Here is a 14,207-nt window from a genome sequence, read left to right on the forward strand (position 1 = left end):
TGTTTATTTTTAGTTTAAGATAAATACAAAGCTCCCCTTTTTACGTATAATAGCAGGTATTCTCAAAAAAATTGAGGGAAATGGGGGGCTTTTTATGCAAGACAACAAAGAAGAACAGACTTGGCAAAGTTTAGCTTTTATTTGGATTGGTTCTATGATTAGTGTGCCAGGGTTATTACTTGGTGGTACTTTAATTGCTGGAATGTCTTTTTGGAGAGCAATTTTAACAGCTTTGGTAGGTTACGGTGTTATTGTTATTGGAATGATTTTCCAAGGTATTCAAAGTTCAGATTTAAGAAAGCCAACTGTTCAAGTGGCTTCCCAAGTTTTTGGTGAACAGGGTGCTCAAAAAATTATTGCTATTATCTTAGCCATTTCTTGTTTGGGTTGGTTCGGGTTACAAGCCAATGTCGCAGGTGTGGCGTTTTCACAATTTTTGGCATTATATGATATTGGATTGCCTGTGTGGATTTCGAGTTTATTTTGGGGGATCGTAATGTTATTATCTGCGATCTTTGGTATTAAATTACTTAGTTGGTTAAATTATATTGCAGTACCTTTTTTATTAGTTGTTATTCTTTATGCTATCGTTATTTCGGTGACTGGCGGTGGCTGGACAGCGATTGTAAACTATCAACCTGAAACACATATGCCTTTTCTAACAGGCGTCTCGGTGACAATTGGTTCATTTGCTTTAGGAGCTATTATTGCAGGGGATTATTCGCAATATGTTCGTAAACGTTCAGGTGTAGCTAAAGCTTCAATTATCGGTGTTCTGCCCGCAGGAATTTTGATGATTGCGGCAGGTGCGATTTTTGGTGTAACTTCTGAGACTGCAGATATTATCTCAGTATTTACTCAATTAGGGTTGCCTGTAATCGGAGTGATCGCTATGCTTTTGGCTACTTGGACAACGAATGCTGTGAATGCATTTTCTGGTGGAATTGCTATTGTAAATGTGTTTAACGTAGCTAAAGAAAAACAAACGATTGCTGTCGCAGCTGCGGGTGGTATGGGAACTATCCTTGCTGCGATAGGTATTCTGGACTATTTTGTTCCTATTATGAATGTGTTATCTGCGATGATTCCGCCTGTTGCTGGTGTGATGATTGCTTCGTATTGGATTATTCAAAAAGGAAATCCTGCAAGTTGGTATGAGATTCCTAAGATTCATTGGTTAGGCGTAATTTCTTGGTTTATTGGTGCTGCAGTGGCGGCATTACCGGTTATTTTGGAATTTTTCCCTAATGCACCGCAATTACTTAATCAACCATTGATTGGTGTCGTTATCTCATTTGTTATTTATTATGCGGGTTATCAATTTATAGAGAAAAAAGCTGTGAAAAGAAATCTTGATGATTAAACAATAGAATTTTAGAAACATTGGAGGAAAAATTATGTACAAAATTGATGCAGAAGCTATTGAAAACATTGCAGTGGGTGCAGCTTTGTTAGGAACTGGTGGTGGCGGCGATCCGTATATTGGTAAAATGATGGCTCTTTCAGCGATTAATGAATACGGTCCGGCTCATCTAGTTTCTCCTGATGAAATTGACGAAAATGCAATGTACGCACCAGCTGCTATGATGGGAGCACCTAGTGTTTTAGTGGAAAAATTTCCTAAAGGAGATGAATTTGTCCGTGTATTTCAAAAATTGGAGAAGTACTTAGGAAGTGAAATTAAAGGAGTATTTCCAATGGAAGCTGGTGGAGTAAATTCCATGATTCCTATCATTGTAGCCGCTCAATTAGGTTTACCTTTGATTGATTGTGATGGTATGGGACGAGCTTTTCCAGAACTACAAATGGTCACTTTTCATTTAAACGGTGTTTCTTCTACACCTATGGCAATAACAGATGAGAAGGGAAATATTGGCATTATTGAAACAGTGGATAATGTTTGGGCTGAACGCCTAGCGCGAACAGCTACGGTGGAAATGGGTGCAAGTACCTTGATTAGTAATTATCCTTCTTCAGGAACTGAACTCAAACGTTCTGGAATAGCTAATATTGTTTCTCTTTCAGAGAAACTAGGTCGCATCATTCGTTCTAAAGAAAAAGATAATCAAGTTAAATTACAAAAGGTGTTAGACATTACGGGTGGCTATGATTTGTTTACTGGAAAAATAGTCGATGTATTAAGAGGAACTGAAGGAGGCTTTAACCGAGGAAAAGTGATTATTGAAGGTCTAGCTGAATATACAGATGAAGAAGTTAATGTATATATCCAAAATGAAAATTTGATTGCCTTAAAAAATGGACATCCTTTGGTATTAACGCCAGATCTTATTTGTTTAGTAGATTTGGAAACTTTGACTCCAGTAACTACAGAAAGTCTAAAATACGGAAAACGTGTGCGACTACTAGCTTTACCATGTAACAAGCAGTGGCGTAGTGCAAAAGGGATTGAAACAGTAGGGCCCCGTTATTTTGGTTATGATTATGACTATGACCCTGTTGAAGAATTAGTAAGAAAGGAGCGAGGTCAATAATGGAATATAAAATCGGTATTGATGTTGGTGGAACAAATACAGACGCTGTTATTTTAGATGAAAACTTAAAGCTGATTCATAGTGTCAAATATCCTACAACCGAAGACATCGAAAGTGGTATTTTTCAAGCATTACATTTAGTACTTAAAGAATCAAAAATTAATAAAGCAGCGGTAACTCATGCGATGTTAGGAACAACTCAGTGTACAAATGCCATTGTAGAACGAAAAAAATTAGCTAAAGTAGGTGTGCTCCGCTTAGGTTATCCAGCAACTGCTTCTGTTGCTCCTTTTACTGCTTGGCCTGATACAATCGTGCAGCAACTATCTAAAACTTACGCTTTTGCTAAAGGTGGTTATGAATTTGACGGAAGAAATCTTTCAAGTTTTGATGAACAAGAAATACGTGATATTTTAACAAGTTGGAAAGGAAAAGTTGAATCAATTGCTGTTATAGGAGTATTCTCTTCTTTAAAAAATGAGCAAGAATTCTACGTAAGAGAATTAGCCCAAGAGATTTTAGGAGAAAGTATTCCAGTTTCTCTATCTTCTACAATTGGCTCTGTGGGATTGATTGAAAGAGAGAATGCAACTATTTTAAACGCCGCTTTATTTAAAGTGATGCGTACAACAAGTGATGGCTTTGAAAAAGCTTTGCTACAAGAAGGCGTTTCAGATGCCGAAGTTTACCTCTGTCAAAATGATGGAACATTAATGTCCATTGATTATGCACGGGAATTTCCCATTTTGACTATTGCCTGTGGTCCGACCAACAGTATTCGTGGGGCCTCTTATTTAGCAGATTTAGAAAATGCTATTGTATTAGACGTTGGCGGAACAACTTCTGATATTGGTGTAATTACCGATGGATTTCCTCGCGAATCTTCTGTTGCGGTCGATGTGGGAGGTGTACGTACCAATTTTCGGATGCCTGATATCGTATCGATTGGCTTGGGAGGAGGCTCTATTGTACGTCAAACAGCAGATGATGATGTGACTGTGGGACCAGATAGCGTGGGTTATCAATTAGTAGATAAAGCGATGGTTTTTGGTGGTGATACTTTAACTGCTACCGATATTGCGGTTCGCTTAGGAAAAATTGAAATTGGAGAACCGGCAAATGTTGCACATATCGATACTGTTTTTGCTGAAAAAGCTTACGCAAAAATCGGCGCGATGACAGAAGAAGCTATTGATCGAATGAAAACCAGCGCTGGTGATGTAACCTTAATCCTTGTAGGTGGAGGAAGTGTAATTATCCCACAAGAATTAAATGGCGTAAAAGAGATCATTCGCGATGAAAAAGGAGCGGTTGCTAATGCGATCGGAGCTTCGATCTCGCAAATTGGGGGCCAATATGAACAAATTTATATTTATTCGCAAATCGCAAGAGAACAAGCCATGCAAGATGCTCGAGAAAAAGCAGATGACCAAGCGATGAAAGCAGGAGCTATTGAAGGTACCATTGAACTGGTAGAAGTCGAAGAAATTCCACTTGCTTATCATCCAGATAACGCGACACGCTTGCGGGTGAAAGTTGTAGGAGATCTAGTACAGAATAGGTAAAAAAGTTGTAGATGCTCTCTGAAACTGTGAGTATCTACAACTTTTTATAATAAAAGATTTTTATCTGTAATGTTGAGTAAGAAGATGAAGCTTCCTCAATAATGTAATGGGTTATTGTTGACTAGCTTTTACTCAATAAAAAACCACAAACATTAAGTAAATAACTACTTAACATTTGTGGTTAACTTTTAATCAACCAATTTAAAACTCTTAAGACGAGTTTTAAGAGTTGTCTGAATTATCTTTTTCAGAATCAATTTTTTGGTCTGCTTTGTCTAATTGTCTTTTCGCAAAATCACGTCCGCCGATACCAAATGCAATGGCAAATGCGACAGCTGCGGCACCTAAGATCAATACAAATGCTTGTTGTACAATAGCAGTTGCAAAGTCTAATTGTTCTAATGCCATAAAGATACCAAAGATAATTAGGGCAAATTTAAAGATTGCACCAGCTAAGCCACTTTTTGTTGCTTTGCTGATTGCATTGCCAACAAAATCGCCACCGACAAATACGGCAACTAGGATAATTGCAGCAATGATTAGGTTAGGAATATAAGCGATGATTGCTGAACCTACCATGTTTAAGATATCCAATTGTAGTGCATTCAACGCTTCAACAAAGAATAGTAAACCAACAACAAATGAAACGATTTGACCAGATAATTTAGCTAAGTCAAATGACATATTTGTGTTGTCTTCGATGGTCTTAGAATATTTGTTAATTCCAGTACCTTTAAGCAAGTCTCCAACAACTTGACCAGAGAATTTTGCAAGAACTAAACCAACGCCAAGTAATACTGCAGCTACCACAATATGCGGAATAGCAGCTAAAATGGTATTTAGAACTGAACTAATCGGTTCAGCAATTGTGTTGATGTTCAATGTTTCTAGTGCAATCAACGCAATTGGAATAATAATCAAGAAATAAGTAATTCCGCCTAAAGCAGAAGCTAATGTATCTTTCTTTTCTTCAACTTCTTGATCTTCTTCATTAGTACCTAAGAATTTAGCTACATAAGAATCGATGTTTGCAGCAACAGATAAGTTGTAAACTACGCTTCTTACAAAACGTGCAACTATTGTACCAATAACTAAGATAATAATAGCACCAAAGATATTAGGTAAGTAAGCCAGTGCTGTGTCTAACATTGTTTGAATTGGACGTCCAATTGCAGGGACACCAAAACTTTCAAATATACCCGGCAAGAAGACTAGCCAAACAATGTAATAAACCACTTTGGCTAAGCTATCAATGGCAGAATTGGCATTTTCTTCTGATTTGGCCATTCCCCATTTTGTAAGCAAACGACTAAAACCAACTTTTTTAAGTCCTTTTGCTAGGATGTTTTTTAAGATAGAAGCAACAATCCATGCGACTATCAGTAATACAATTCCAGCGACGATTGCTGGTAATGATGCTAGTAAATTGTCTAAAGCAGTAATACCAGTATCCATAACTTCACTCCTCTTTCAAAATAATTAAATTACTATACCTTTTTATCATAACGTACCGAGTAAAAATGCACAAATCTTATGAATTTTTCGCCAGGCCATCCAGAAGTATTCCAAACTGAAGGAGTAGAAGCTACCACTGGACCCTTAGGACAAGGCTTCGCAATGACGGTTGGCTTCGCTATAGCTGAAACACACTTGAGAGAACGGTTCAATCGAGATCGCTTTAATGTTGTTGACCATTATACTTATACGATTTGTGGAGATGGGGACTTAGAAGAAGGCGTTGCTATGGAAGCTGCAGCGATTGCTGGAAATCTGGGGTTAGGAAAACTAATTGTACTATATGATTCGAATGATATTACTTCAGATGGTCCGTTAGAGGAATCATCACGAGAAAATAAACAAGAAAAATTTAGCGCTATGAATTGGCAAACGATTTTGGTAGAAGATGGAAATAATTTAGAAGAGATATCCCGAGCAATAAAAAAAGCGCAAGAAAAGGAAAATAAGCCAACGTTAATTGAAGTAAAAACGATTATTGGTTTTGGTTCGACCTTACAAGGGACAGAAAAGATTCATAGTAATCCAGTGGGTGCAAAAGAAGCTCAACATATAAAAGAATCGTTTACTTGGGATTATGATGACTTTTTTGTTCCAAAAGAAATAAAAACTGATTTTAATGAAGTGATCGAAAAAGGAGAAGAAACTGAAAAGAACTGGCATAAACTTTTTGAAGAATATAAAGAAGCATATCCAGATTTAGGAAAAGAGCTAGAAGGATTTATCTCTAATGAAATTTCTATCAGTAAAGAAGTTTGGAAGCCTTTTGAAGATGATAAGATGGCTACAAGAGCTGCCTCAGGAAAAGTATTAAATAGGTTATATCACGAATTTCCTAAACTTATTGGGGGATCTGCTGACCTGGCTTCTTCAAATAAAACGACTATTGATAACTATCCATTTATGAATGAAAAAGAACATATAGGTCCTAACCTTCATTTTGGTATACGAGAATTTTCTATGGCTGCAATAACAAATGGAATTACATTACACGGTGGAGTAAGGGGTTATTGTGGTACGTTTTTAATTTTTTCTGATTATATGAGACCAGCGATTCGTTTATCCTCTGTTATGAATATTCCGGCAACGTATTTGATGACACATGATAGCTTACATGTTGGACAAGACGGACCAACGCACCAACCAGTTGAACACCTCATTTCTTTAAGGGCAATGCCTAATTTGGTTGTTTATCGACCTGCAGATGCAAACGAAACCCTGGTTGGTTGGAAATTAGCAATAGAGTCAAAAGACAATCCTTACCTTTTATCGTTAGGTAGACATGATGTACCTGTTTTAGATAATGTTGATTTTAAAGGTGCTGAAAAGGGTGGATATGTTTTATCAAAAGCTTCAGATAAACCAGACGTTATTTTGATTGCTACTGGTTCTGAAGTGGAAATGGCACTTAAGGCTAAAGAAAAATTATCGGATTTTAAAGTAAATGTTGTATCTTTACCAAGTTGGGAACTGTTTGACAAACAAACGAAGGAGTATAAAGAATCAGTGGTTCCTTCAAGTATTGTTAATAAAGCATCTATTGAACTAGGTTCTACAATTGGCTGGTCACAATACGTTGGTACAGATGGTATCTCACTTGGCGTAAATAAATTTGGAAAATCAGCACCAGCAGATGATTTATTAAATGATTATGGTTTTACAGTTGATTATATTGTAGATGAAGTGTTGAAAATGGTGGAAAGAAATAAGGGAAAATAGTATATAAAATAATGGTAGTGTGAATAAAAACAGTTTTCTAGCAAATTTTAGTGCTAGGAATCTGTTTTTATTTTTCAATAGAAATTTTAGGCGAAGGGAAATTGGGTACAACATTGGCACGTTTAGCAGTAGCCGCTGGTTATGATGTATTCATCGCCGGGTCGGGATCAGTGGAAAAATTCGTTTTAGACGATTAAGAGTAATTTTGTTCAAAAAAGACTTGTTTACAAATAAACCCCGTCGATTGACTAAACTAGCCAATCGACGGGGTTATTTATACACAGATGATTCTCAAAACTCTATTTCTCATTTGCTTTATCAATAAATGCTTTCACTTGTGCTGGCGAAAAGCCCATCATTTCGGCTGCGCGCAACGGTATGTTTTCTAACATTTTGCTATTGGAATCATCGCCAATTAAATTATTCAGTGTTTTTCCAAACTCTGTTGTAGCGATCAAATCTTTTAAATCATCACGTTTCATAATATCAGCGATATAAGTATCTGAGGTTACTTCAGGATGCGTTTTTGTTCCTTTTTGAATGGTTACTTCTTGTGTGAGCCGGATATCTGCAGAAGAGGAACCCACTTGGACAAGATAAGAGCCATCATCGATTTGCCAGTCTTTTTTGTCGACGTTATACCACATAAAGGCATTATCATCTAATACTATCTTAACTTTTTTTGTTTCGTTGGGTTCTAGATAAACTTTTTCAAATTGCTTCAATTCTTTTTCTGGTTTTTCGATATTACTTGTTTGGTTTGAAATATACACTTGTACAACTTCGCTTCCGGCTACTTTACCGGTGTTAGATAATGTTACAGTTAAGATAAAGTTATTTTCTTTTTCTTCAACAGTTAAATCTTGGTAAGCAAATGTCGTATAACTTAAGCCGTGACCAAATGGGAATAATGGTGCTAATTTTTTCTTGTCATAATAACGATAACCTACAAAAAGTCCTTCACGGTAGTTTTCATCAATCGTGCTTGCATTGAAAGTCAAGGCTGTCGGATTATCTTCCACGCGTTGTGGAAAAGTTTCGGCCAATTTGCCTGAAGGATTAACAGTACCTTTAAGCACATCCCAAGTGGCTTCGCCTACTGTTTCACCTGCTAAATAAGTTTCTAAAATGGCTTTTACCTGATGAATCCAAGGCATTGCAACTACAGAGCCATTTTGTAAAACGACAACGACATTGTCATTGACTTGGCTGATTTCTTGAATTAAGCGATTTTGGTTTTCTGGCAACAAGAGAGAATCTTTGTCAAAGCCTTCAGATTCAAGGGATTCAGGAAAACCTGCGAATAATACTACTTTGTCTGCTTTTTTGGCAGCTTCCAAAGCTTTGCTTGATAAATTTTTATCCGCTGTTTGGTCTAAGTGATAGCCCTGTTCAAAATGAACGTTGCTATGACCGCTTTGGATATTTTCTAAGGGAGAAGAAACTTTATAAGCATTGACATGTGAACTGCCACCGCCTTGTGAGCGAGGGTTATCGGCTAGTTCTCCGACAACTAATAGTGAATCGTCCTCTTTTATCGGCAATACTTGTTCGTCATTTTTCAATAAAACCATGCTGTTAGATGCCAATACACGTGCTAGCTCATGTTGTTTTTCTTTGTCATAAGAGGGATCCGTCTGCGCGTTATCTGTCAGCTGTTGAATAAGCTTTAGTATACGTAAGACAGAGTTATCTAGATCTTCAACAGCAAGTTGATTGTTTTGAACGGCTTCAACTACTGCTTGTTGTGATGCTTTTCCTTTTCCTGGCATTTCTAGATCCATACCTGCTTGCACGGAGGCGGCTGAATCTGCGACTGCACCCCAATCAGATAAAACTATACCATCAAAGCCCCATTCATTTCGCAAAATATCTGTCAATAACGTACGGTTCTGGGCATTTAAAACGCCATTTAAAGGATTATAAGAACACATAATGGTATAAGGATGAGCATCTTTAACGATTGTTTCAAAAGCATGTAGATAAATTTCACGCAGAGGTCGTTCTTCGATATTTGATGAAACGGTAAAACGTTGATTTTCTCGGTTATTTGCCACAAAATGTTTCAGACTCACGCCAACCCCTTTATTTTGAACCCCTTTGACATAAGCTGCGCCTAATTCACCTGTTAAATAAGGGTCTTCAGAAAAAAACTCAAAATTGCGTCCAGCCAGAGGGCTACGCTTAATGTTGATTCCTGGACCTAGCAGGATGGATACATCTTCTGATTGGGCTGCATTACCTAAGCGTTCCCCTAATTCTTGTAACGCCTTCCGGTCAAAAGAGCAAGCGATTAAGTTGGCTGCCGGAAAATTGATGGCTTCTACACTTTTATTTAAACCAAGGGCGTCGCTGTCGCCTGCTTGTTTTCTCAACCCGGCAGGGCCATCAGTTAAATTGAGAGATGGAATATCCAAGCATTCAATAGCTGTGGTATACCAAAAATCAGTCCCGGATACAAGAGAAGCTTTTTCTTCCAAGGATAATTGTTCTAGTAATTTTTCTGGATCCTGGTTCATATTATTTGTCTCCTTTTTTAAAGTTTCTTACTACAATATTATCGTAATGCTTTTTTGTATTTTTAACAAAAAAGTAGGACTTATTTTTAAATATTCTTTTAACAGTTGTTTGTTTAGCGCATGTAAAAAGAAGGGTGCTTTTGTTTAAACGCCCTTCTTTTAAACAATTTATAAACAATAGAAAAGCTCTACTTTATTTTACAGTTCATTGGTAGATGTCAGCAAACATGCGCTTGTTAAGCACTATAAGCTAGTTAAATTTTCAAAGAAATTAAGCAAGCTATTAATACCAAGAGCAAGTGTAATCAGCGTTGCGATTCCACCAAGAATGTTTTGAAATATGTTATTTCTATACTCTTGTAACAGTTTCTTATTATTTGCGGCAATCATAATCAAAATAGCTACGATAGGTAAAAATAGACCGCTAATTGCAGAAGCAAATACAATCATTTGGGTTGGATTTGTGCCGATCGCCGCAAATATCGAGCCGAAAATAACAGCTGAGCCTCCTGTTATTCGTGCTTTCGTGCCATTAGCTTCCCAACGAAACAGTCGAGCCAGAACGGTCTTTAAAATAAGCGGTGTAGCGATCGCCGATGATAACCCAGCGGCTGCAATTCCTACATTTCCAATGATTTTAGCATAACTTCCTAATACGGGTTCCAACATTTGTGAAAATACAAGTGGTGTATCTACAGTGGTTCCACTCCCGTATAAAACCGTTCCGCTTGTAATAACAATAGCAAATGTAATAATTGTACCTATGCCAACATTAAAATAAATATCGAAATTAGCATCTTCTAAATGCTCAGAGCCTTGCCACTTTTCTGCAGTGGTTGTGGCATGCATCAATATATTAATACCAATCAAAGTCGTACCAATCAGTGCAATAATGTTTACGCCTGAACCTTCTGGGATATTTGTTGGAATAAAACCATTGAACACTTCAATGTAGTTGGGGCCAACCAGTATCATAGTAAGTATAAAGATAAAGCCCATCAGACTAACGAAGAAAGACATCAATTTTTCAAGCGTTTTGGCAGTTCCAACAGCCACGGCATAAAATGCAGCTACTCCAAGAATAAGAGCTGAGAGCCATTGTGGAAAATTCGCGCTATCAGCTATTCCTAATGATCCGCGATAAGATTTCCTGCTTCAAGTCCAAAAGCTGTAGCAAATAAGGTAACAACAATGACACTTTTGATGATGATTCCTGCTAGCTTTTTATTTGAAAAACTCGCAGTTGCTGCTTCAGCTATATCATGATTTGAAATAATACCAATTCTTCCAGCCATTTCCATTAAAACTACCAGAGACAAGCCAGAAAAAAGGATTGCCCATAATAATGAATATTTAAAATTAACACCGGCCAGTGTTGTTGTTGTAATAGTACCAGGGCCAACAAAGGCGCTGGTTACTATGGCTGCTGGTCCCATACCTTTCAACTTTTCTGCCAAACTTTTCTTGTGCTTTTTCTTTTGACCCATTTTTACCCACCCCTAAAAGTTATATACTTGTCTGCCTACTTTTCAACATTTTGAAAAAATTAGTTTTCTATAACAGTTACCATACATTTCCCCTTTTTGGGGTGAGTATATTTTAACCTAATTCAAGGAATTTTGATAGTTAAATATTTGCTTTTAATAAGCTTAAAATAAAGCCGTAGTTTAATAATGAACTTTATTTTTCAGTTGCTTACTAATTTTCAACTTTTAGTTTAGAAAAAATATAATATAACAACTAACACTAGTGGTGCATGAAACATTTTAAATTAGCTCTTTATGTTTCACACTATTTTCATTCATAAAAAAATCCTTTATACTGAGCTTGGATGACTTATCCAAGACCAATACAAAGGAACTTAATATGGATAAGTATAAAACAATTTCAGCTTTTAATAAATGGTTTTCGAACATAAATTTCAAAAAATTACCTTTTTCTATTCGTGAGAAAATTTTTCAAGCCGACAAGTATCATAAAAAATTTGCTTTTGAACACTTTTTGAAGGTGTTTCTCTATGGCATCGATCATGAGTGTGAAAGTTTACGTGAAATGGATACGGCATTTGTTTCCCCTGATCTACAACAGACCATGGCGTTAGATGCCATCAGCCATTCGCAGCTTTCCCGTGAGCTCGCCCAGATGGATGACGAAATTTTGTGGGCGATTTTCGCACAGTTACTGGAAAAAGCACGGTCAAAAACACCGGTGACTAAACGAAATGCGCTCTATCTCGTGGATTCTTCTACCTTTCCGTTAAATACCACTCGATATCCTTGGGCGGACTTTCGCTCAACCAAAGCGGGGATCAAGCTTCACTTAAAACTTTGTTTTATGGATAAAGAACACTTGTATCCGGATCAGTTTGAAGTCACGAATGCGGTTGAACATGATGACAATCACTTAGAAGTTTTTGTCAATCAACCGGAAGCGACCTATATCTTTGACCGTGGTTATATTGATTACGAGCGACTGGATGAAATGGAAGCCGATGGCTATTTTTTCGTCACAAGAGTGAAGAAAAACACCAAAATCCATGTCAGAGAAACTTATGATACTTCTCAGAGTAAAAACATTTTGCGTGACCAAATGGTGGTGTTAGGTACGCAGGTTTATTTAACCTCCCCGTTTCGCTTAGTGACGATTCAGGATGAAAAGGGAAAACAATTACGTTTTGTCACTAACCGTTTTGATGTGACCGCCCAAGAAGTGGCCGACATGTACAAAGCTCGTTGGCAAATTGAACTATTTTTTAAGCACATCAAGCAACATATGACGATAAAAAAGCTATTTTCCCACAGTGAAAAAGGGGTAAGCAATCAAATCATTCTCGCCATGATTGCCAGTCTACTGACGTATTTACTCAAAGTGGAGACAGGAAGTAAGAAATCTCCTTTTCAAATCAAGCGTCTATTGAAACACTTGCTTTTTCAACCTTTTGAAGAATTATGGGTGTTGCTCGTTCCTACGTGACGAAATAGCATTTGTCGTTGTTGCAATAGTATTCAGATAAATAATGAAAATTTTTTTCTGGAAAAGTCATCCTTTGCGCAAGCATTTGATTTTTTTGTCATTTTTTAGAAAAAAGTTAAAATCTGAATATTCTGATCATATTAATGCACCACTAGTGAACAACTAAATAAATTATAAGTCATTTTATTCTTCAAACGGGAAATAATAATCTGTTAGTCCTGCTTCATTGCGAATTTCAATTAATTCTTTTTGAACAGATTCATTCACAGGTAAGCCAGTTTTTTGCCGTTCTTGCCAAACAAGATATTCTTTTTCACCAGGTGTGTAGATTCGATCTGCATCAGGAGCTTTTTCTGCGGCACGTAGTTCTCGTAGAATATCACCAGCAGTTTTCTTAAAGCTTTCTAATCCCATAAAAGCTTCGGTATCAATAGCAATGAAGAAATGACCTAGATGATATTTTGCTTTTTCGCCATTTTCACCGATTCCTGATAACATACTTAAGAAGTTTCCTTGTTGTAAAGCAGCAGAGAGAACTTCAACAATTGTGGCATAACCGTATCCTTTATAGCCGGAAAGTTTTTCGCCAATCCCACCTAGAGGCGCTAAGGCAGCATTTCCGGTTTGTAGTGCTTTTAAAATTTCAGGAGAATCAGTCATTGCTGAACCATCACGTCCGATGACTGCACCTGCTGGCGTATCTGTACCTTGTCTTTCATATAGTTCGATTTTTCCTCTTTGAATAATAGAAGTCGCACAATCTAATGAAAATGGAAATTCTTCATCAGTTGGGAAGCTGACCGTTAAAGGATTGGTTCCTAATTTATTTTCTACACTGAAAGTAGGGGCGATAGAAGGACGAGCGTTTGTACCCGACATTCCGATACAGCCAGCCTCAGCTGCCATATCCGTATAATAGCCAGCTATACCATAATGCGTGGAGTTTCTCACTGCGACCATGCCCATGCCATATTCTTTGGCTTTATCAATTGCCAGCTGCATTGATTGATGACCAATGACTTGTCCCATGCCGTCATGACCATCAACAACAGCAGTGGTAGGCGTTTCACGTACAATATCGAATTTTGTAATTGGATTTTGAATACCTGCTTTAATTCGATCGATATAAATAGGCTTAAAACGGTTCACACCATGACTTTCAATTCCTTTTTTATCCGCCTGCAACAAAATATCCGTACAAATCTTAGCATCTTCTTGAGGTACTCCATAAGCAGCGAAAGCCTTTTCGATAAAGTCCGTCAAAAAATCCCATTCTATGAAGCTTGTCATGCAAAATTCCTCCTAAATTAAGTTTTTAATTATGTAAGTAAAGCAAAAATAAAGAAGTAAGCGCTTGCTTTATTTATCTATAGTTTAGCACAGTGGGGAAGTTGGCTCAAATGACAGGGAAGTGGTTGCCAAGT

The 14,207-nt window shown here is 37.2% G+C and carries 10 protein-coding genes; 5 read left to right on the top strand and 5 right to left on the bottom strand.

The genetic code is table 11. The features are described 5' to 3' along the window. Positions 1 to 94: 94 nt before the first annotated feature. The 3 genes from AC806_RS02395 to AC806_RS02405 are packed head-to-tail and all read left to right on the top strand — an operon-like array spanning position 95 to position 4,057. Positions 95 to 1,363 carry a cytosine permease gene (locus AC806_RS02395; protein WP_069028709.1) on the top strand — a complete coding sequence of 423 codons (1,269 nt, stop codon included), beginning with the start codon at positions 95 to 97 and terminating at the stop codon, positions 1,361 to 1,363. Between the two features lie 34 nt (positions 1,364 to 1,397). Continuing rightward, positions 1,398 to 2,492, top strand: a complete 1,095-nt coding sequence (locus AC806_RS02400; protein ID WP_069028710.1) for a DUF917 domain-containing protein — start codon at positions 1,398 to 1,400, stop codon at positions 2,490 to 2,492. After that, on the top strand, positions 2,492 to 4,057 hold the full coding sequence (locus AC806_RS02405; RefSeq protein WP_069028711.1) for a hydantoinase/oxoprolinase N-terminal domain-containing protein: 1,566 nt from the start codon (positions 2,492 to 2,494) through the stop codon (positions 4,055 to 4,057). Before AC806_RS02400 ends, AC806_RS02405 begins: the two co-directional genes overlap by 1 nt. Positions 4,058 to 4,279: 222 nt before the next feature. Here the strand turns inward: AC806_RS02405 and AC806_RS02410 are convergent, their stop codons facing one another. Further along, complete coding sequence (locus tag AC806_RS02410; RefSeq protein ID WP_069028712.1) at positions 4,280 to 5,512, bottom strand: mechanosensitive ion channel; 1,233 nt, start codon at positions 5,510 to 5,512, stop codon at positions 4,280 to 4,282. Between the two features lie 78 nt (positions 5,513 to 5,590). Between AC806_RS02410 and tkt the strand changes: the two genes are divergently transcribed. Next, positions 5,591 to 7,291, top strand: a complete 1,701-nt coding sequence (gene tkt, locus AC806_RS02415) for a transketolase (RefSeq protein WP_014123892.1) — start codon at positions 5,591 to 5,593, stop codon at positions 7,289 to 7,291. Positions 7,292 to 7,590: 299 nt separating this feature from the next. On the opposite strand, the gene AC806_RS02420 is transcribed toward tkt, so the two are convergent. From AC806_RS02420 to AC806_RS12160, 3 genes are all read right to left on the bottom strand, one after another. Then, a complete protein-coding gene (locus tag AC806_RS02420) occupies positions 7,591 to 9,810 on the bottom strand; it encodes a glycoside hydrolase family 3 C-terminal domain-containing protein (RefSeq protein ID WP_069028713.1) in 2,220 nt (739 codons plus the stop codon). Between the two features lie 243 nt (positions 9,811 to 10,053). Then, positions 10,054 to 10,935 (bottom strand): NRAMP family divalent metal transporter, encoded by an 882-nt coding sequence (locus AC806_RS02425; protein ID WP_081497481.1) that lies wholly within the window; start codon positions 10,933 to 10,935, stop codon positions 10,054 to 10,056. Positions 10,936 to 10,937: 2 nt separating this feature from the next. Then, positions 10,938 to 11,297: a divalent metal cation transporter gene (locus tag AC806_RS12160; protein ID WP_014123896.1), complete on the bottom strand. Its 360-nt coding sequence runs from the start codon at positions 11,295 to 11,297 to the stop codon at positions 10,938 to 10,940. Between the two features lie 379 nt (positions 11,298 to 11,676). Between AC806_RS12160 and AC806_RS02435 the strand changes: the two genes are divergently transcribed. After that, a complete protein-coding gene (locus AC806_RS02435; protein WP_069028714.1) occupies positions 11,677 to 12,783 on the top strand; it encodes an IS4-like element ISTeha5 family transposase in 1,107 nt (368 codons plus the stop codon). 183 nt (positions 12,784 to 12,966) lie between these two features. On the opposite strand, the gene AC806_RS02440 is transcribed toward AC806_RS02435, so the two are convergent. Next, entirely contained in the window at positions 12,967 to 14,073 is a 1,107-nt protein-coding gene (locus AC806_RS02440) for an Ldh family oxidoreductase (RefSeq protein WP_014123897.1), read from the bottom strand. Between the last annotated feature and the right edge of the window lie 134 nt (positions 14,074 to 14,207).

This window comes from Tetragenococcus halophilus (genome assembly GCF_001712815.1).
Classification (GTDB): domain Bacteria; phylum Bacillota; class Bacilli; order Lactobacillales; family Enterococcaceae; genus Tetragenococcus; species Tetragenococcus halophilus.

Bases quoted from the DNA above. Each gene is read 5' to 3' on its own strand.
- AC806_RS02395 (WP_069028709.1), top strand. From the start codon at position 95: ATGCAAGACAACAAAGAAGAACAGACTTGGCAAAGTTTAGCTTTTATT.
- AC806_RS02400 (WP_069028710.1), top strand. From the start codon at position 1,398: ATGTACAAAATTGATGCAGAAGCTATTGAAAACATTGCAGTGGGTGCA.
- AC806_RS02405 (WP_069028711.1), top strand. From the start codon at position 2,492: ATGGAATATAAAATCGGTATTGATGTTGGTGGAACAAATACAGACGCT.
- AC806_RS02410 (WP_069028712.1), bottom strand. From the start codon at position 5,512: ATGGATACTGGTATTACTGCTTTAGACAATTTACTAGCATCATTACCA.
- tkt (WP_014123892.1), top strand. From the start codon at position 5,591: ATGAATTTTTCGCCAGGCCATCCAGAAGTATTCCAAACTGAAGGAGTA.
- AC806_RS02420 (WP_069028713.1), bottom strand. From the start codon at position 9,810: ATGAACCAGGATCCAGAAAAATTACTAGAACAATTATCCTTGGAAGAA.
- AC806_RS12160 (WP_014123896.1), bottom strand. From the start codon at position 11,297: ATGGGTCAAAAGAAAAAGCACAAGAAAAGTTTGGCAGAAAAGTTGAAA.
- AC806_RS02435 (WP_069028714.1), top strand. From the start codon at position 11,677: ATGGATAAGTATAAAACAATTTCAGCTTTTAATAAATGGTTTTCGAAC.
- AC806_RS02440 (WP_014123897.1), bottom strand. From the start codon at position 14,073: ATGACAAGCTTCATAGAATGGGATTTTTTGACGGACTTTATCGAAAAG.